Origin of the sequence: Metabacillus sp. YM-086 (assembly GCF_048059995.1) — a bacterium.
Taxonomy (GTDB): Bacteria; Bacillota; Bacilli; order Bacillales; family Bacillaceae; genus Metabacillus; species Metabacillus litoralis_B.
The window spans coordinates 1-19521 of record NZ_JBLUOI010000082.1 but is presented as its reverse complement, the minus strand read 5'-3'; the positions used below and the strand labels follow the sequence as shown (position 1 = coordinate 19521).

The 19521-nt window shown below is 37.7% G+C and carries 17 protein-coding genes; 8 read left to right on the top strand and 9 right to left on the bottom strand.

All coding sequences use genetic code 11. The features are described 5' to 3' along the window. Window positions 1-639: fumarylacetoacetate hydrolase family protein (locus tag ACEWK1_RS23410; protein WP_416636705.1), on the bottom strand; the 639-nt coding region annotated here is incomplete at its 3' end. 23 nt (window positions 640-662) lie between these two features. After that, window positions 663-1430 (bottom strand): TatD family hydrolase, encoded by a 768-nt coding sequence (locus tag ACEWK1_RS23405; protein ID WP_212136109.1) that lies wholly within the window; start codon window positions 1428-1430, stop codon window positions 663-665. Between the two features lie 227 nt (window positions 1431-1657). On the opposite strand from ACEWK1_RS23405, the gene ACEWK1_RS23400 reads away from it, so the two are divergent. The 7 genes from ACEWK1_RS23400 to ACEWK1_RS23370 all read left to right on the top strand — a co-directional run bounded on the left by ACEWK1_RS23400 (window position 1658) and on the right by ACEWK1_RS23370 (window position 4119). Then, window positions 1658-1840, top strand: a complete 183-nt coding sequence (locus ACEWK1_RS23400) for an aspartyl-phosphate phosphatase Spo0E family protein (protein WP_121664682.1) — start codon at window positions 1658-1660, stop codon at window positions 1838-1840. 170 nt (window positions 1841-2010) lie between these two features. Continuing rightward, window positions 2011-2232, top strand: a complete 222-nt coding sequence (locus ACEWK1_RS23395) for a spore germination protein (protein WP_121664681.1) — start codon at window positions 2011-2013, stop codon at window positions 2230-2232. 83 nt (window positions 2233-2315) lie between these two features. Beyond that, window positions 2316-2555 (top strand): spore germination protein GerPB, encoded by a 240-nt coding sequence (locus ACEWK1_RS23390; protein WP_121664680.1) that lies wholly within the window; start codon window positions 2316-2318, stop codon window positions 2553-2555. Window positions 2556-2641: 86 nt separating this feature from the next. Continuing rightward, a complete protein-coding gene (gerPC, locus tag ACEWK1_RS23385; protein WP_121664679.1) occupies window positions 2642-3244 on the top strand; it encodes a spore germination protein GerPC in 603 nt (200 codons plus the stop codon). Window positions 3245-3258: 14 nt separating this feature from the next. Further along, complete coding sequence (locus ACEWK1_RS23380; protein WP_121664678.1) at window positions 3259-3435, top strand: spore gernimation protein GerPD; 177 nt, start codon at window positions 3259-3261, stop codon at window positions 3433-3435. Then, window positions 3432-3797 carry a spore germination protein GerPE gene (locus tag ACEWK1_RS23375; protein ID WP_212136108.1) on the top strand — a complete coding sequence of 122 codons (366 nt, stop codon included), beginning with the start codon at window positions 3432-3434 and terminating at the stop codon, window positions 3795-3797. The genes ACEWK1_RS23380 and ACEWK1_RS23375 overlap by 4 nt, the downstream gene beginning before the upstream one ends. Window positions 3798-3900: 103 nt before the next feature. Then, window positions 3901-4119 (top strand): spore germination protein, encoded by a 219-nt coding sequence (locus ACEWK1_RS23370; RefSeq protein WP_121664676.1) that lies wholly within the window; start codon window positions 3901-3903, stop codon window positions 4117-4119. A gap of 41 nt (window positions 4120-4160) precedes the next feature. On the opposite strand, the gene ACEWK1_RS23365 is transcribed toward ACEWK1_RS23370, so the two are convergent. From ACEWK1_RS23365 to addB, 6 genes are all read right to left on the bottom strand, one after another. Beyond that, a complete protein-coding gene (locus ACEWK1_RS23365; protein ID WP_212136107.1) occupies window positions 4161-4640 on the bottom strand; it encodes a hypothetical protein in 480 nt (159 codons plus the stop codon). 152 nt (window positions 4641-4792) lie between these two features. Beyond that, window positions 4793-5101: an HNH endonuclease gene (locus tag ACEWK1_RS23360; protein ID WP_212136106.1), complete on the bottom strand. Its 309-nt coding sequence runs from the start codon at window positions 5099-5101 to the stop codon at window positions 4793-4795. A gap of 99 nt (window positions 5102-5200) precedes the next feature. Beyond that, on the bottom strand, window positions 5201-8602 hold the full coding sequence (locus tag ACEWK1_RS23355) for an AAA family ATPase (RefSeq protein ID WP_212136105.1): 3402 nt from the start codon (window positions 8600-8602) through the stop codon (window positions 5201-5203). Further along, on the bottom strand, window positions 8599-9780 hold the full coding sequence (locus ACEWK1_RS23350; RefSeq protein ID WP_212136104.1) for an exonuclease SbcCD subunit D: 1182 nt from the start codon (window positions 9778-9780) through the stop codon (window positions 8599-8601). Before ACEWK1_RS23350 ends, ACEWK1_RS23355 begins: the two co-directional genes overlap by 4 nt. A 77-nt stretch (window positions 9781-9857) precedes the next feature. Then, entirely contained in the window at window positions 9858-13586 is a 3729-nt protein-coding gene (addA, locus tag ACEWK1_RS23345; RefSeq protein WP_212136103.1) for a helicase-exonuclease AddAB subunit AddA, read from the bottom strand. Next, window positions 13579-17070: a helicase-exonuclease AddAB subunit AddB gene (addB, locus tag ACEWK1_RS23340; RefSeq protein WP_212136102.1), complete on the bottom strand. Its 3492-nt coding sequence runs from the start codon at window positions 17068-17070 to the stop codon at window positions 13579-13581. Before addB ends, addA begins: the two co-directional genes overlap by 8 nt. Window positions 17071-17316: 246 nt before the next feature. Here addB and ACEWK1_RS23335 point away from each other — a divergent pair, with 246 nt between their 5' ends. After that, entirely contained in the window at window positions 17317-18453 is a 1137-nt protein-coding gene (locus tag ACEWK1_RS23335) for an MFS transporter (protein WP_212136101.1), read from the top strand. A gap of 23 nt (window positions 18454-18476) precedes the next feature. Here the strand turns inward: ACEWK1_RS23335 and ACEWK1_RS23330 are convergent. Next, the coding region (locus ACEWK1_RS23330; protein ID WP_416636704.1) for a thiolase family protein at window positions 18477-19521 on the bottom strand (1045 nt) is incomplete at its 5' end.

Here is a 19521-nt window from a genome sequence, read left to right as displayed (position 1 = left end):
TTTTATAGCTGACTTATGAACTAAATAAGGCCCCATTGGACAAGAGGTGTCTAAACTTTTGCCAATTAAAAATTGTTTGTGCTGTGATTGAAGATTTCGAGCAGTAATGTCGTTTAAAATTGTATAGCCAAACACATAATTCATTGCTTCTTCTTCTTTGATTTGTTTTCCTTTTTTACCAATGACCACCGCAAGCTCACCTTCATAATCGAGCTCACTTGTAATATGTAGATGAGGATCAATTTCATCTTCATGACCAATTACAGATGTTGGAGCTTTTGAAAACATCATAAGATGCTTTGGTATGTCCTCTTCACTTCCCATTTCAATCGCGTGTTCTCGATAGTTCTTTCCTACACAAAATATATTTTTTGTTGGCCTTGGAATAGGTGCTTGTATTTTAACATCCGAAAATGAATATACATACCCTTCATGTCCATCAGCATTCTTTATTTTATCAACAATTTGGATAACGTCTTGAACAAACTTTTCTCCTAAAGTTACACATTCCAATAGTGATCTTGGGAATGAAGTAATTTCAAAAATTTCCTGTTCCGCTTTGTTTAAATCGATAATTTTTTCTCCATGTAATAATCCAATAAATGGTTCGCTATGTATTTTAGCTAAAACAAATTTCATAAAAATCCTCCACTACTATAGAATCACTTATAAAGCCTTTTAGTATTTGCCAATAGTATTTCATTTATGTTTACAGTTGATATTGAAAGTATATTCGATAAGGAGTCCACGATATCCTTTAAAAAGAGAGGAGTTGTGTCTTGGTGCTGAAAGAGGTCACCATGCTTCCAAGGTCCATCCGTTTCAATTAATAATTGATCAATTGGGATCAATTTGACAAGACGCTGATCCCGTTCCCGATAGCAAACCTCTGGTGTAACAGAAACATAATACCCACGGGAGATTATATCTTGAACAATTTGATTCGAGGCTTTTAACCAATGAAAATGTGCCTGCTTTATTTTATGCTTTTTCAATAGTAAAAGCACCCTCTCTGACTCGTTATGAACAGCATGTAAAGCAACAGGAAGATCTACTGATTTTGCTATTTCTAAACAAGCTTCTAATTGTTCGCAAAATGGTTCTTCACCATACACTTCATATAAAGACCCTTTTTGATAGGTTGGAAGACCAATCTCACCAATACCTGACAAGTGGTTTTTCTCCTTTTTTATTAAGTTCAGAAGTTCAGCTAGGTCTTTACTAGTTGATGGAGGGGCTTCTGGATGATGGCCAATCGCAGCACGTACAAATGTAGGGTACTTAAGCTTTATCTCTAATGTTTTATAGCTTGATTGTAAATTTGTAGCAACCGCTACAACGCCTTCAATCCCATTGTTTTGCCACATATCAATATGAAATTCCAGCTTATTTAAATCATATTGATCAAGATGGAGATGGGCATCAATCATAATGTTCCCTTCCTTTCAGCATAATACTACTTTTATTGTACAACCTTCTATTAAAAGAAACAAAATTCAGAAGGAAGTCTGTTGTTTCTTGTAGAATTTTGTATTCTTTTTTGTTATTTTAGCGAATCTAAGTTTTATAAGATAATCCGTTGTATAATAAGCTTGTCCTAAACGACACTTGGTTACATTTTGATCGACAAAATCTTAAATCTAGGATGGAGAAAAATATGTTCACGAATGAAATTGAACTAAAAAGAAAGCACTTGATTAAAACAGCCAAAAAATATGGGATTAATTCTGACCAAACGATTCAATGCAGCCAAGAGCTTGATATGCTTTTATTACAAGAAATCCTCGGGTATAATAAACACCTAATTAAAGATGATAAACAAGTGAAAGAATACTTATAAATATAACAATAGATCTCCTCACTTACTCTACTTATCGCTTACCTCAATACTACTTTAAATCCTAGCTTTGTTTTTCCGCGTTTATCACACTTTTTCGCATTTCTAACATAATGTATAGAAAAGCCAATTGTCGTGCTTTGTTTTATAACACTAACAAAGGATGTTTGACTATGCCAGCTATTGTAGGTGCCTTTAAAGTAAATAGTGTAGGAACAAGCAGCATTGTTCATGTTGGAGATGTTATTACTATTTCTCCTTACAGCGAGGTTAAAACATTTGCTGGTGCCGGTTCCTTTAACACAGGTGATGGTCTTAACATTTACAATCAAAATTCTGTTACCAATACGTATGATAATGATGTTGTTGACCAGCCAATGGCAGGAAACTTATAAATTGGGAGGTAGGGGTGTTCTCTCCACTCACTGTACTCCTGCCTTTTTTCTTTTTATGAACTTACAAAAGGGGGATGTGAAAGGTGAATTTCTATATCAACCAAACCATCTGCATAAATTACCTGCGGGTGGGCTCTGTAAACAATTCTTCTGTTCTGCAAATCGGGAGTGCTGGAATGATAAAGCCCCTATCAAATCTTTATAATACTGGTGGATTTTTTCAAGAAGCACCTCAAATTTTGACCGAGACTCCTACAGGTGTTGCAGCAGAGGCTTCTGAGGGACCTCTTGTTCCTCTTTCTTCTCCAACAGCAACAACTTAATTTTAAGTAGGCTATCACCCATTTTATTTTATTGCATAGATTATTAGTAACAACTTTTGAGCGAACCAAAAGGTGGGTGAATAGCTTTGTACTATCATGAGATGACTAAATACCTCCAACAGCTTCATCACTATGTTCAGCAGCAGGATAAAAAAATCCAACAACTTACTAAACTAGCAAATGATTTACGGACCGACGTGGACTACTTAAAAAAACAACCTTACACAAATATTGAAAGAATTGAGTATAAATTTGATCAACTAAAGGTTGAACAGTTAGATGGGACCCTTAATATTGGTCTCAATCCGACCGACCCTGAGCAGATAGATAACTTTGAGGTTCAACAAAAAGGAATGAACGTAAATGGTGTTCAACAACAACTTCGAGATCAACTAATGAAGCAATGCAGCCAAGATATTAACCATTTTCTAAATCAAGACTGTATTCATTATATACAGCAAGCAGAAAAACAATATGAATTAACTCTCGATGACCCTCATCGCAGACATATTATTGAAGACATTAGGAAACAAATTGATAGCAGAATTCAATACTACATTAATGCTCAGCCTCTTACTGAACAAGATTCATTACTTAATAAAAAACAGGAAATTTTTGAATTGGTGAAGAAGGATGTTGAGAATTCCATTATGCATTTCCTACAACATTTGCCAAAAGATTCTCCATAAAGGAGTGAAGAACGATGAATTTTACAGTAGTAAATAAAGATATCCAGGTGGGAGCTATTAAAGTTGTTGGGGTATCTAGCTCATCTGTTTTTTTAATCGGTGATACACAAACCATTGCTCTTTCTTCTGTCTTTGATACGCCACCTGAATCTCTTATTATTGGTCCATTAGTGCCGTTGGCGCCAAAATGATTAGCCGTATTTCTAAGGTAGGAAGTACCTATGTTAACTCAATCGGGATCAGCTCTGTTTTTCACATCGGTGATTCTGTTCAAATAACACCTAGTGTAAAGGCACTTGCTGTTCAGCGGGAGGAAGAACGTTTTTTCGGATCAGAAGGAGATTTAACAGCTTATCCAATCTTTGAGGAAGAAATCCCTCAGCCAGTTTTTTATGAACCTGTTATTTCAAACTTTTTTCATGAAAAGCCCGTAATATCCGTTCAACATGTGGATGTTACAGCCCTGTCGAGTTCGGCAGTATTTCAGATTGGCTCTACAAGGGATATTCGGGCATTGTCCCGCACAAAGCATATTCGCCAATTAAAGGATTAACATGCCCGATAACTCCTACTCACTAACTTTGATAAACGATTAACACCTCAGTATTCAGTTGCATAAACTAAAGTACTAGGAAACTATAAAAAGGATGTTTTATATGCCAGCTATTGTCGGTCCAATTAAGATTAATGAAGTAGGCGGCGGAGTCGTTAACTTTGGGGATACGTTTTATCTTGCCCCAAAAAGCCAGTCCAAGAGTGCCTCAGGATCTGGCGGAGGAAGCACAGGAGATTTCCACATTATTAATAATGGAATAAGTGGTACCAATTTAATTGATCCTGATGTAACAGATCAAAACATGGTGGCGAATAATTAATAATAAGGCGGAAAAAAGAAATCACTTTTTCCGCCTTTTCATTATTCTGTACTTTCCATAAGATATAATTTCAATCCTGTTAATAACGCAAGATAAAGAATACAAACCTTCCAATCAAACCTTAGTCGGTCGTTTTTCTGCTTAACAACACCCAAGCCAACAACCCACCAAAACCATTTAGACTTCATAATGGATGTTCGATTATTATCATTTTCTCCTTGCTCCCGCTTTTTATTTTCATGGTTCACCCAGAGCATCACTATAACAAAATCAATTATAGAAGCTATAAAAATAGCAATCCAATAGTAGGCTGGAAATTCAACTTTTGATGATTCTGTACTTTCCGACTTCTTTTCATTAAACTCTTGCTTAAATTTCTCAAGGCTATTTTCTCCCTCTGTTGTTGAGATAAGACTTTCAGTTATTGGAGAAATAGTTGATTTCGGCATATTTACTGCCATAAATATTAGTCCAACCATCAGTAAAGCATATACAATAAAAAATAGTGCTGTTTTGTTCAAAGGTTTCACCGCCTTTTCTGTAAGCGATTACAAATTATTTACAATTACAATTATAAATGGAAAAATCCCCAAAATCTGTATCCAAATTGTTACAATTTATTATAAGTTCTTATAAACAAAAGACTGCCGATATCATCGACAGTCTTCCTTTTCTAACGCCCCTTCTGCTTTCGTTCATTGGATTTTCTCGTTTGAACTAACTTACTAGAAGGTTGCTTTTTAATCCATTTAATAAAGCTTTTGATTTTCTCATCTTGTTGTAGGTCTTTAATAGTTGAAAGCCTTGCAGCTAATTCTTCGTTTGTATATAATGCATGAATTTGCTTGTGACAAGCCACACAGAGCTTTGCTGTAGGCAAGAAGGTCCCACCCATTTCCTTAGGTGTTAGGTGATGAATGGTTGTTTCAACTTCTTCTCTTTCACACAATTCACATGTCCCAATTTCTTTTTTCTTTCCCATCGCGACATCCCTTTATCATCAAATTGGTTCTGTGGAATGTTGATTTCTTATGTGTTCATAAGCTAAAGGAGACATATTCAACACTTCACAACCAAACTATTAAAGTGATTCTAAGTAAACAGACGTTCCTTTACCAGAAGGTTCAGCTGGCTCCACAATTAGTTTCCGTGGCAATCTTGCTCTCAGCTCCTGCACGTGACTAATAACACCGACTGATAAATTTTGTGATTGCAATTTTTCTAGAGCCGTTATGACTGTATCGAGTAGCTCAATGTCTAACGTTCCGAACCCTTCATCTAAGAAGAAAAATTGAAGCGGGTATTCACCACGAAGTTGAATTTGTGTTGATAGCGATAAGGCAAGTGCAAGTGAGGTTAAGAACGTTTCCCCTCCTGATAAGGTGGAAACAGGTCTTCTTACTCCACCGTTTGCATCATCTCTCATAATAAATCCACCTTGTGAATCAACCTCAATCGCATAGCGACCACGAGTTAACATTGAAAGCCTGTCAGATGCATCACGGCTTACTTGCTGCAGCTGCTCCTCTGCAACATATTCAACAAAGCTGTTTCCTTTAAAAACAGATTGAAGTTTTTCTAGTTTTCCCAACAGATCATCAAGTTCTTTTTGTTGGTTTTCTATGACTACGAAGCGCTCGTGCTTCTCTAAAAGCACTTGCAGGCCATTTGTAGCTGCCCCCTTACTGGCAACAGCATCCTCAACCTGTTGCTTCATCTCCACTTTGATTTGTTGAATAGTATCCCATTCTTCTTGAGAAACCTGCTGATTCCCCAGTTTTTCTTCAATTCGATTTAAGTCTGTGTTAAGCTGCTTCATTTTATCCAAGAAAGCTTCAATTTCAGACTTTAGTTGTTGCCTTTTTTCTGCACCTAGTAGAGATGCTAGTGTTTCTTCAATGGTTTTAAACGATGTATTTTCTTTTACTTGTGACCATTTTTGTTCCGATTCTTGAACTTGGTGCTTTGCTTGCTCATATGATCTTTCATGTGCAGCAAGCTCACTTTGCAATTGATGAAGCATATTAGATTCTTTTTGCCAACCTTGATACAGCTCATTTTCTTTTTCAGCTAATTGTTTAATCGTCGCATTTGTTTCCGCGATTACAGTAGAAATTGGCTTCTCCAACCCAACTTCTTTTAGCTTTTCTTGTTTTTCTTTTATTGAAAAATCACGACTCTTTAATGAGGCTTGAACCTCAATCTGTTGTTCTTTTATGTGACGATTGAATTCCTCCTGTTTTTTCACGATTTCTTCCTGTTCTTCTATGAAAGAAAAACTCTTTTGAATTCGTTCATTTAACTGCTCAAGTGCTTCATCTTTTTCTGAGATTTCTTTTTGTAACTTCTCAACATTCTCAATTGGAATTTGTGTGAATGTCTCAGAGTAATAGGTTAAGCTTTTCTGTAACTTTTCCTTGTATTCATTGAGTTTATCTGTCCATTCCTGAACATCATTATTTGAAGAAGAAATACCATCTTTACTTCTTACTTCCTCCTGCTGCAAATCACGTAGCTGTTTCACGTTCTTTTCAAGAGATTGACGTAATTGTATAAAATCTTGATTTAGATTTTTAAACGATAATTGAAACATTTGAAAACCTTGTTCTAATGACATATTCGTATTTGGTGCAATCAGTTGCTCTACTTGAACTTCTTCTAGTAGCTTTTTATCTTGTAAAAATAAGAAATCAGCAGTAAGCTGCTCGGATAAACCCTCTGCTTTTATTTTAAGTGAATGTGGCTCCTGACTTAATGACTGAAGCTGTTCAAACTGCTGCTTCATCACATGTAATTGCTTTTCGATTTCTTCATCATGATCGAAATCAGCATGTACAGGGCTCGGGTGACTACATGAACCACAAACAGGACAAGGTGCTCCCTCTTTCAGCTCCTTGACGAGCCTTAAAGCCAACTTCTGGTTTTTTGCCTTTTCCTCTTCTGCTATTTTTTCTTCTAAGTTGTGTTTAGCGATAGAAAGAAAGTGCTTATATTCCGTTTCCCTTTCCGAAATAAGAAAATATAGAGAGGTTAGTTCGTTAAATTTATTTTCAAGATGTTTTTTATTTACGGATAATTGTTCTATGAGAGAATCGTATTTTTTCTTTTCATTATTTAATGCGTTTGTTTTTTTCTCTAGCAATTCATGCGTTTCTTCGAACTGCTGTTTACTTTGTTGAACAAGTTGTTTTGCTTCTAAAGCGGCACGAACCTGATCTCTTTCTTTAGCAGAAACGGTTTTTGTTTTCTGTTCTTCTTGTAAAGTTTGCTGCTTTACTGCTGCTTTTTCAACTAATTGATGTGCTTTTGTTAATAGTGACTGATGGTGCTCCTGCTGCTTTTGTAGCTCTTCTTTTTTCTGTTGAAGCTCGTGAAGGATTGTTTGATCTTGTTTAAGCTCTTCTTCAACCTTTTGCAATTGTAATAGCTTTTCTCGCTTTGCTACTAAAGCTGGTTCTTGTTCAGATTTTTCCTTTCGAATTGCCTCGTATGCTCGGCTGCTAGCTTCATATTGCTGCTTCATTCTCTCTACATTTTTCTTCGCAGCCTCAAGATTACCTTCTGCCTGAATTTTTTCTTGTTTACGAGCTTGTAAAGCTTCTGCATACGGTCTTAAGGCTTCTGCTTCCTCAGCCGTTTTCAACTGTTGTTGTAAAGATTGAATCTGTTCTTCATCTTTTTGGACTGCCGCTTTTTCCTTTTCTAGTTCTAGCCTTTGCTGTTGTAATTGCCAAGTTGCTTGTTTTTGTTCATAGTCCTTTGTTACACTTTCAAGCTCTTTTTGACGCTTTTCAAGTAAAACTTCTGCTTCTTTTACTTGCTTTTTCGCCTCTTTAACAGCCTCACTTGATGCATCGCCTAAACCCGTTTTCTCTGCTTCTAATTCATTACGGGTAATTCTTGCAGTTGCTAAACGTCGCTTGAGCTTCTTTAGGAGCTGATCACCGTATTGCTCTAAGTGAAATAAACGTTGTAGCATTTGTCTTCTTTCTGCACCTTTTAAAGAAAGAAATTCTGCAAATTTTCCTTGTGGAAGAACAACAGCACGGGTAAAGTCATCAATTGTCAGACCTAATAATCCATAGATCTTGTCGTTCACATCAACTGCTTTATCCGCTAAGACAACATGCTCTTCTCCTTCCTCAATTAAACGGCAAATTGCTGTTTTTACCCTAATATCATCTGTTCGTTTAAACACCCGTTCCACAACATATCTTTTCTTTGAAGAGGCATTTTCAAGTTCAAAGGTAAACGAAACAGAGAGTTGGTCTTCGGCATGATTTAAAATTCCATGTGTGTTGTTCATCGCACGTTCTACTTTTCCATATAAAGCAAGAGTCATAGCATCCAGAATCGATGACTTTCCGCTTCCAGTTGGCCCAAAGATTCCAAAGATCCCCCCATCACAAAGGGCATCAAAGTTAATCGTCTGTTTTTCTCTGAAACTATGCAATCCAGAAACAGTTAAAGTAATAGGCTTCATGCTTCATCACCCTCCTCTTGCTCTTCATCCTGCTGAACGAGTTCTAAAAATAAGCGAACAAGCTCATCCTCCGGTTTTGCTCCCCCTGTTTGTTTTTCGTAAAACTGCGAAAACAATTGGTCAATTGGGAGGTTTGATTGCCTTGTTGCTGCAACCTCCAGCTCAGCTTGAAACACAGGTCGGATATGAATGAAGCCTGGATGCCATTTACGAAGGCGGTGGATTTCCTCAATTGAGAGAGTACTAGTTAAATGAATTTCTAAATCTATCCATGCATTATGGTCTTTTCCTTCATCAAGCCAGCTATGAACCTGACTAATCCCCTCTGTTGCTTTCCATTTCACCAAAGGCTTGCCAGATGATAATGGAATCTCCTTCATCACAACAGGCTGATTTGGTTCAGCATCTAAAATCGTGACCGATTTTGCATAACCGATTTCTGAAAAGCTATATGCAAGCGGTGAACCTGAGTACCTGGTTAATGTGCTCGCACGCTTAATGTTTTGTGGGCGGTGTAAATGACCTAATGCAACATACTGAGCAGCCTCCGGCATACTTGTCGCTGCAACGGTATAAGCTCCACCAACTTCAATTGGACGTTCTGAATCTGTTGAGCTTCCTCCAGCAACATGAATATGACTCATCGCAATATTCACTGTGTCCTTTTGAAATTGTTTACTCATCATCGAAAAAAGATCACGTATACGTTCATCATATTTATTACGAAGCAGGACTTCATCATGCTCCTGTGATAATACTTGTTCAAGTCTTGCTTCTGAAGGATATGCAAGTGCAGCGACCATCATTTGCTCTCCTGCACTCGGGATATCTAATTTAATCAATTCAGTTGTTGGATAACCAATTAAATGAATGGAATGGTTTCCAGCTAAAGGTGATGCTGCAGATAAGCGGTCAGGGTTGTCATGATTTCCTGCAATCACAACGATTGGACGTTTACCATGATCTGATAATCTAGAAAGGCCTTCATAAAACAGTTGCTCCGCTGCAGCCGGTGGGTTGACCGTATCAAATGCATCACCAGCCATTAATATGGCGTCTACTTTTTCTTCTTCTACAATTCGTACAAGCTCATCAATAAAATCAGCCTGTTCAGCTAATCGACTACGACCTTCTAGAGCTCGTCCAAGGTGCCAATCTGCCGTATGCAAAATACGCATCTTTTCATCATCCTTTCTTAGCCACTTACACATGGACAATAGAATGCAATCGATGGATATTCACCGATTGCATCTTTTTACATTTTTATGAGATGTCCTCCGTCGAAGAAAAATAAATATTTTTCTTGTAAAGGACGGTGGATAATATCTTCGATTGCTTTTGTATACAAATCAATTTGAACTCGATAGCGATCACTTAATATGTTTTCAAGCTCATCTTTTTCTGCTGTTATTCTACCTTGTATCGTATCAGTTTTGTAATCTAACAAAACAGTACCATGTTCATCTTCAAATAAACAGTCGATTACTCCTTGAACTAAAATCGGTTCATCCTTCACATTTTCATAAAGAGTATTTGCCTCTAACGCATAACTAAATGGAATTTCTCGATAAACATTGTGTGCATTTTGCAATCTTAGGCCGATATCTGAAGAGAAAAAGGCAACAATTTGCCCGATATTGATCACTTTAGCCAAATCTTCTGTAAGAATTTCCTTTGTAACAAGCTCTTCCACTTTCTTTTCAATTTCAGCTTTTGTTACTTTTTCAGTTAAAGGAATGTGCTGCATGACAGCATGCATGGCTGTTCCTCTCTCAGCCGGTGATATTGACTTGCTTTGCATAAAGCTTGGTCGATTATATAACAATAATTGAGAGGCTTGTTTCTTAATGAGCTGCTGATCACTATACTCATCTGTAATCTCCCGTTGTCTTTTCATCTCTGTCACAGATTGCTTAGAGCGACTTTTTGTTGCTTGCTGGAATGGGTACGACCAAGAAAGCTGATCTATAACTACTTGCTTCTGCTCACTTTCAAGCATCACAGCGTCACCTTTTTGAATAGAACTAAGCAATTCATCATTTCGTTCTTGATCATCCTTGAATGCTTCAACAAGCTCTTCTCCTTTTACTTGTTGAATTGTCCATCGCGATGGGTGACTTGATATTTCTTCTGTTAAACAAATTTGTCCATCACCTAACACAACACAATCTTTATGGCGAATTAACGCAGGGCCAACCCAATCAAGGTAACTTTTCGCTTTAGCCCGTTCAAAATCAGGTAATAGCCAATCTTGATGTGCTATGTGATTTCTCCAGTTCGTTATCGTTTTATCCGGGTCCTTTAATGTTCCTACTAAATACAGCTTTTCTTTTGCACGAGTAAGCGCAACATAAAGCACTCGCATTTCCTCAGCAAGAAGTTCCATTCTCATTTTTTTCTTCAGAGCAATATAAGGCAGTGTTGGGTAGCTTACTCGAAGTTTAGGGTTAATAAGCTTTGTCCCAAATCCAAGCTCTTTATCTAGCAAATACTTTTTATTTAAATCCATCATATTAAATTGCTTGGAAAGCCCTGCAACAAACACGATTGGAAACTCTAACCCTTTACTGCTGTGAATTGTCATAAGCCTTACGACATCCTCTTGCTCTCCAAGCGCACGTGCTGCCCCTAAATCATCGCCGCGGTCCTGCATACGTTCAATAAAACGTAAAAAGCGGAATAGCCCTCTAAATGACGTTGCTTCATATTGACGGGCGCGATCATATAGAGCACGAAGATTTGCTTGTCGTTGTTTTCCACCAGGCATTCCGCCAACAAAATCAAAAAACTTTGTATCACGGTAAAGCTGCCATATTAAATCGGAAACTGATCCTTGTCTCGCTATGTCTCTCCAGCCCTGCAAAAGATCAATAAAAGGATGTAACTTTTCATAAAGCTTTTCATACCTTGCATCGTTAGAAGCCAAAAAGGCTTTAACTGCATCATAAAACATTCCTTTATGATCGAATGTACGAATAATGGCCAATTCATTTTCCGATAAACCAACGACTGGTGAACGAAGTGCTGCAGCTAACGGGATATCTTGATATGGATTGTCAATGATCTTCAGAAGGGATAGCATGATCGCTACTTCAGTTGCTTCAAAATAGCCATCTGATAAATTCGCATAAACCGGAATTCCAGCTTGCTTAAATTCTTCCATTATTTGTGGCGCCCATGGCATAGAGCGCAGAAGAATGACAACATCTCGATACGTAACAGGACGCGTTCCACCAATTCCACGATCGTATACAGGAAATTGTTCGTCTATTAATGTCTTAATCTTACGAGCCATTAATCTCGCTTCAAGCTGAACCGTTTCTAGCTCTTGTTCATCAAAAACGCCCTCGGTTTCTGTGTCACCATCTTTTTCTTGTTCGTCTCCACTACCACGTTCAATGAGTAAAAGCTCCGTTTTCATCAGATCATTTTCTGGATACGTGGCACCAAGCTTTAATTCTGCGTCATTATCGTACACAATTTCTCCAACTGTTTCGCCCATAATTTGTTTAAATAAATAGTTTGTTCCATCTAACACTTCTGAGCGGCTTCGGAAGTTTTTCGATAAATCAATGCGCATTCCTGTTTGCTCAGCAGATTGTGTAAATCGTTTATATTTGCTTAAAAATAGAAAAGGCTCTGCAAGACGGAAGCGGTATATGGATTGCTTTACATCTCCTACCATGAAGAGATTTCCTGTTGCTTCTTCGTCTTTTGTCACAAGCTTTAAAATCGATTCTTGAACGAGATTCGTATCTTGATACTCATCAACAAGAACCTCTACAAACTGCTGTTTATAATAAAGAGACGCTTCACTTGGTTTATTTTCATCTGTTTGCAGAATTTGTAAGCAATAATGCTCTAGATCAGCAAAATCGACGATTCCTTTTTCCTTTTTCATGCCTTCATAACGATGGGCAAACTGCTGAACAAGATCAACAAGCTTTTTGACAACAGGCTTTAAATGAACAAAATCCTGCCTATAATGCTGAAGGGAACGAGAAAACATTTCATCACGTAATTGCTCGATTTGTTTTTTAACCGCATTACGCAAAGCTGTCACTTGATCTGTTAAACTCTTATCATATTGATCACCCTTGACGATCTTAGCACGTGACATTTTAAACTTTTTTAGTTGTTCACCCATTTCATCCCAAGAATGCTTATGCGCCAGTATATCTGATAGCTGCTTTAAGTCATCGTCAAGGTTTTCCGCACGTGGAGCAGGTCCGGCTGGTCTTTTCGTAAGCTCCATTGCTTGAAGAAGCTGCTCCCGAGCACCTGATAACTGCATCTCAATATCCTGCATTAGGTAGTTCATAAACGGTAACGAATTCATATCAAAGTCATCGTCTAGGTCATACATGGCAGCAAGCTGATTCAGCCAAACACTTGGCATTGGATGTGATCTTGAAAAAAAGTACAGCTCTCGAATTAAAGATTGAAGCTCAAGATCACTTCGGTCAGATGTATAACGATCAACTAAATCAAAAAATTCTTCGTTATCTTCCTGACTGTATTCCTCTTCAAATAATTCATCAAGAACTTCATCAATTAAAAGCTGACCTTCTGTTGAATCAGCAATACGGAAGCTAGGATCAATATTAATCAAGTAATAATATTTTCGGACAACCTGTAAACAGAACGAGTGTAGAGTTGAAATTGATGCTTTATTGAGTAATGTAAGCTGTCTGCGTAAGTGTAGTGAAGATGGATTTTCCTTTAGTGCTTTTTCAAGTGCCTCACCAATACGGTGCCTCATCTCAGCTGCAGAAGCATTTGTAAACGTAACAACTAATAAAGAATCAACATCAACAGGATTTTCTTTTGAAAGAATTTTACGAATGATTCGTTCAACTAAAACGGCTGTTTTTCCCGATCCGGCAGCAGCGGCTACTAATATGTCTTGCCCACTTGCAGCAATTGCCTTCCATTGATCATCCGTCCATTGGCTGTTCTCAGGCTTAGCTATGATTTCACTCATCAACTCCAGCCTCCTCTCTCATTCGTTTTAATACTTCATCATTTTTTTCACTTTTTAAGATACGGTAGTTATTTTCCTCTAACGATTCATCAAATTGACATACAGATTTATATTCACAATACGTACAAGGCATTTTATCCTTAAGCTTGTAAGGGCTAATATCGATTATTCCATCTGTAATATTCGTTCCAATCTTCTTGAAAGTGGATCGCACGTGTTGACGCAATAACTCGAATTCAGCTTCACTCGCTATAGAGGATGTGGAGCGGAATCCTCCATCCTTTTTCAAGCCGGCAGCAATGATATTTGAACTGGTTCCTTCCGTAAGAGACTGATCCATCAATTTCACTGCTTCCTCATCACCGAGTAAAAGTCCTTTCATTTTAAACTTCTTAAAAATTTCATCATCAAGCTTTTCTTCCGGTAAAAGAGAAGAAGCCTGAATCATTGGATCATGAACATGGAAATATAATACCCCGGCAGGAGTAGCTTCGATTCCTAACCACAGCTTTGAGTTCGAAATAATAACATCTAAATAGGTTAGCATTTGAAGCGATAAACCATAATAGACCTCAGAAAGCTGGACATTTTTTTCACTTGATTTATAATCAACAATTCTTAACAGTACACCATTTGAACCTGTTGCTTTATCAACTCTATCAATTCTTCCGGCAACCTCCATCGTACAGCCATTCGGCAATGTAAAACGAATGGGTGGTAGTTCTCCACCTTTACCAAAACCAAGCTCTAGGCCAACTGGTGCAAAGCCACTCGCCTTTGCGTGTTCACTAAGAATAGATGAAGCACGGGCAAGAATTTTCTGTAGCTTTCGCTTGATATAATGATAACGATTTGAGCTTAATAAGATTTCTTTTTGTAATCTTGGTGCAAGCTGCTCAACCGCATCATTAGAAAGTCGCTCACATTGATCCTTCGTTAACTCTTTCCAATCCAATTTTAAATGATGTAAGCGATCAGAAATCAGTTTCAAGGCAGAGTGGAACATTTGCCCTATATCAGGTGCCTCAAGCTTGAAAAACTGTCTTTCTCTTAGCTTTAAACCATGTGAAGCAAAATGAGAGAATGGGCAGCTGTTGAATTTCTCCATTCGCGACACACTTCCTTGAATATGTTCACCATATAGTTCACGACTAACAGATGTTTCTAGCTGTTCTGGTCTATTTTCATACGTTAAACTGCTTAACACCTTCTGAGTGAGTTGTTGATTATCGGATGAGACAAAGTAGTTATAAGCATCCCACCATAATGAGTGAATCGGATATCCTCTTTTCCACGATTGCAATTGAGATGTAACATAAGAAAGTGTTACATGATGGTTTACGATAAACGATAATTGCTCTTTTGGTGAAAGCTGCTCAGGCTCATTCAATAAGCGCTGCTGCTTTATTGTTGGAAACATTTCTTCCATTCGCTTAATAATGACAGAAGGCAACAATGCCTTTCCTTCTTCATCCGCCATCGCATAGGAGAGATATAATTTTTCAGATGAACTTGATAATGCCATATAAATGATAAAGTTTTCATCAAGAAGCTGCTGTCTTGCGGTTGGTGCAAGATTTACCCCTTGATAATGAAGAGCCTCTCTATCATCCTCTGTTAAAATGCCTTCTTCCTTTGGTCGGGCAGGAATAACCCCATCATTTACTCCAACAATAAATGAGCACTTCACGTTGAAAAACCTGGATTTTTCAAGATCTGCAATTAGCACCTGGTCAATTGCTGGTGGCACTAACGAGAATTTCATTGACTCCAAACCTGTTTCAAGCATCTCTGAAAAAAGCTTTAAAGACACAGGTTCTTCCGCCATCATTTCAACGAACTCGTCTAATAAGTTTATGACTGCCTGCCAAACCTGATCATGCTCTCTCGCTTCTAATAACAACCCTTTTTCTTCTGCTGCAATCCGAAGTCCTTCAAGCTTTTCAGGAATGTGCAATTCTTCTAAATAAAGAAACAAAGCTTCTGCCATCTCTTGACCATTTTGACTTCGCTTTAACCTTTTATGCAAAGTTTGAATTGGTTGAACAATAAGCTCTCGTAACTGATTTAGCTTGTCCTCCATTTCTTTTTCGTCATCTGTGACAACAAATTCATCATCAAGTGAATAGAAACGGCGATAACGAAAACGATCCCCATTTGTCCACTTCGATCCTTGAATGCCATAAGAAAGAACATAGTTTTCTAACAAGTCCATATCTTCGCGCATAGCATATTTGTCTTTTTTAATCGGAAACAGCAGCTCTGTTTTCACAGCACGAAATACTGCTTCATAACGCCAAAATCCATTGATAATTTCGATTGTAGAACGAATTAACTCTACTAAAGGATGATTGAGCATGGAACGCTTTTGATCAATAAAAAACGGTACTTCATAATCACGGAATACCTGTTCAATCACATCCCGATAATCATTGGAATTTCGTATAAGTAAAGCAAGGTCACGATAACGATAATGACCATTTCTAATAAGTGATTGAATTTCCCTTGCAATTCCTTCAACCTCAGAGCGGCGATTGGTAGCCTGATAAATCGTAACATCAGGATCTTGATCAAAAACAGTTGTTGGTCTTATATCATAAAATGCTTCTAAATGTTGTAACGACTGACTTCCAGCATAGCGATGCTGTTCTTTAAGAACTATTGGCTCGTCCACTTGCATACCTGCCTCAGTAGCCAACTTGAGAATGGTATTGTACGTTTTTCCCGTCATTTGAAATAAGTGCAATTCATGAGGCAGGAATTCTTTATATGCTTTATCTGCAGTAAGAGCAATCTTTACATTTTGTGCATGCTTCATTAAGGCAGCAACCACTTCATATTCTTGTGGCGTAAAGCTATGAAAGCCATCAATATAAATATCAGCAGATTGTAAATAACTTGAGTTTTCTACCTTTTCAGCTAAGAGCTTCAAATAATCCTCAGAATCTACGTATTTATGACTTAATTGAATTTCCAGTTGTTTATAAAGAATGGCCATGTCATGAAGTTTATCGGTTAATGATTTACGATCATGCTCGGTTTGAGCATTTGCTACAAACTCTTCCAACTCTTGAGGTGATAAGCAATATCGTTTAAACTCTGTTAACATCACTTCTAGCTGTTCAATAAAGCCATTTTTATCACTTGCTTTGGCAAATACTTTAAAATCTTGTTTATACTCCTCAACGAGTTTCCGGAGAAGCATTTGAATTCCAGTACCAGATAAATGATGACGAGTCATTCCCCCTGTTTCCTGTAAAACTCTCCAAGCTAAACGGCTAAAGCTAAATGTTTGCGCACGAATCATCCCACCCAAATTTGGTGTACGTATTAACTCATATTCTGCCCCAAACGTCATTTGGTCTGGTACGAGATAAATAATCGGACGGCCAATTGGTTCTTGAAAGAGCCTGTCTCTTATTTCATTTAACATCGTCTCTGTTTTCCCGGTTCCAGAGCGCCCCAAGATAAATTGAATACTCATGTTTATTCCCCACTTACGTTTTAGAGTGTTATTAAACGGTCATTTTCTTTGTTCCTATATGAAAAAACAACTACCACAACTAAAGTAGCGTGGTAGTTTTTTAGTATTAATTTTCGATCTAGCTATCTCTTACTATTTTACTTTACTTTACAGGCAAATTCCATTTTTCATCTCTACCAACTTTTGTATAAGGAATACACCTCTATTACTCTCGAAACATACGTTATCATTAGGAGGTATCTTATGATGAAGGATCGTATCGTGGAACTGTTTTTCTGGTTTGCGGCTGTTTGTGTGGCTAGTAATATTTATTTACTTATCCCGATTTATACCGAACTTGCAGAAGGGCTGTCGGTTACATATGGTGAAGCCGTTTTTTCAAGTACAATCTTTACGTTTTGTTACGCAACAGGACTACTATGCTTTGGTCCAATATCAGCTTCATTTTCAAAAAGAAATGTATTGTTTTTCGGCATGGTTGCCTCATTTTGCTTAACGCTGATAATCACCTTTTCCACTTCACTCACAAGTTTTTACCTTTCTAGAGGACTTCAAGGATTTGTGTTAGGAAGCTTTGCCCCTGTTGCCTATGCCTATTGCTTTGATGCGTTTACAGTAAACAGGAGAACATTCATTATTGCGATCATTAATACAGGGTTTTTAATGGCTGGTATTATCGGACAACTGATTAGTTCGCTAACGGTGCATGTATTAGATTGGCGGGCTGTTTTTTATTTCTTCGGGGTAAGTTATTTATGTTTGTCTCTATGTGCCTTCTATCTTCTTCCTAATGTGTCCGTTCAAAAGAAAAGGAAACCTTCCGACACCTTCACAACAGGTAGACTAATTCAAACCCCAATAATTTTAGGACTTAGCATAACCTTTATTACTTTGATGTCATTTGTTTCTATTTATGAAGAATTTGCTCAATACTATGTTGAACTAGAAAAAGAACTTTTTTACAGTAGATGTATCGCCTTAATTGGTACGCCTTTTTCCTTATTCAGCAGCTTTTGGATAAAAAAATATTCACTCATTAACATCTTGCTTACTTGCATAGCGATGATCATCTCTTCCCTCGCACTCATGTTATTAACAAAACAGCTCATACTAATCACCATCTTATCCTTATTCTTTGTCTCTGCTGTCGCTATTTTTATTCCATCACTCATTACATTTATCGGTGAATCGGCCGGGGATAAGCGAGCAACAGCCATTTCTTTGTATTCATTTACATTATTAACAGGTGCTAGCATAGGTCCACTCGTAGCAAACCTTTTATCTTTTCAGTATGTACTTCTATTATTTATTGTTTTGTTTGGAGTTGCATTCACTTTTCTACTAAGCTATAACAGGTTGACTCAAAACAAAATTAGAGACTGAGAATCTCAGCCTCTTGCTATTTCTTAGTCTCTTTCAATAAACAACGCTACCCCTATGCCACCACCTACACATAATGCAGCAAGACCTTTTTGCGCCTCTCTTCGTTGCATTTCATGCAAAAGACTAACCACAATACGAGAACCTGTACAGCCAATTGGATGTCCTAAGCTAATTCCACTTCCATTAACATTTACTTTTTCTCTATCCAGCTCCAGCTGTTTCTCAACAGCAAGATATTGAGCAGCAAAGGCCTCATTTATTTCAACAACATCTAGATCCTGAACAGACCAATTTAATGATGCTAATCCCTTTTGAATAGCTGGAACAGGACCGATTCCCATTACTTTTGGATCTACCCCAGCAACAGTATAGTGTGATATTTTCGCTAAAATCGGCAATCCTCTTTTTTCCGCTTCTTCTCTTGACATTAAAACAAGTGCAGCCGCCCCATCATTCAAGGAAGAAGCATTCCCGGCTGTTACTGTTCCATTCTCTCTAAAAATCGGTGCTAAAGCCGTGAGTTTATCACTTGAAACCTGTCGTGGTCCTTCATCTTGAGAAACAACATTTTCCCCTTTAAGCGTTTTCACACTTATCGGCAAGATTTCTTGTGCAAACTTCCCACCTTCAATTGCCGCTAAAGCACGATTATGACTTGATAATGCAAGTTCATCCTGCTCTTTTCTTGTGATACCATAATCCTCTGCCACATTTTCAGCTGTTTCCCCCATCATTATATGGTGAATTGGATCCTCTAATATTTCCCACACACTGTCTGTTACCTGGCCATGCTGAAGACGTGATCCCCATCGATGCTGCTTAAGTAAGTATGGACTTGAGCTCATTACCTCCACTCCGCCTGCTATCACAATATTTGAATGTCCTGTTTGAATTTGCATAGCTGCAGATAAAATAGCCTGTAACCCTGATGCACACTGTCGCTGGATTGTATAACCTGTTGTTGTATCAGGAAATTCAGCTAATAGAGCCGCTGTCCTCGCTGTATTAGGCTCATCTGTCCTTTGAATACAATGTCCTAAAATCACTTCTTCCACATCTTGCTTTTGA

Bases quoted from the DNA above. Each gene is read 5' to 3' on its own strand.
- ACEWK1_RS23405 (WP_212136109.1), bottom strand. From the start codon at position 1,430: ATGATTGATGCCCATCTCCATCTTGATCAATATGATTTAAATAAGCTG.
- ACEWK1_RS23400 (WP_121664682.1), top strand. From the start codon at position 1,658: ATGTTCACGAATGAAATTGAACTAAAAAGAAAGCACTTGATTAAAACA.
- ACEWK1_RS23395 (WP_121664681.1), top strand. From the start codon at position 2,011: ATGCCAGCTATTGTAGGTGCCTTTAAAGTAAATAGTGTAGGAACAAGC.
- ACEWK1_RS23380 (WP_121664678.1), top strand. From the start codon at position 3,259: ATGAATTTTACAGTAGTAAATAAAGATATCCAGGTGGGAGCTATTAAA.
- ACEWK1_RS23375 (WP_212136108.1), top strand. From the start codon at position 3,432: ATGATTAGCCGTATTTCTAAGGTAGGAAGTACCTATGTTAACTCAATC.
- ACEWK1_RS23370 (WP_121664676.1), top strand. From the start codon at position 3,901: ATGCCAGCTATTGTCGGTCCAATTAAGATTAATGAAGTAGGCGGCGGA.
- ACEWK1_RS23360 (WP_212136106.1), bottom strand. From the start codon at position 5,101: ATGGGAAAGAAAAAAGAAATTGGGACATGTGAATTGTGTGAAAGAGAA.
- ACEWK1_RS23355 (WP_212136105.1), bottom strand. From the start codon at position 8,602: ATGAAGCCTATTACTTTAACTGTTTCTGGATTGCATAGTTTCAGAGAA.
- ACEWK1_RS23350 (WP_212136104.1), bottom strand. From the start codon at position 9,780: ATGCGTATTTTGCATACGGCAGATTGGCACCTTGGACGAGCTCTAGAA.
- addA (WP_212136103.1), bottom strand. From the start codon at position 13,586: ATGAGTGAAATCATAGCTAAGCCTGAGAACAGCCAATGGACGGATGAT.
- addB (WP_212136102.1), bottom strand. From the start codon at position 17,070: ATGAGTATTCAATTTATCTTGGGGCGCTCTGGAACCGGGAAAACAGAG.
- ACEWK1_RS23335 (WP_212136101.1), top strand. From the start codon at position 17,317: ATGAAGGATCGTATCGTGGAACTGTTTTTCTGGTTTGCGGCTGTTTGT.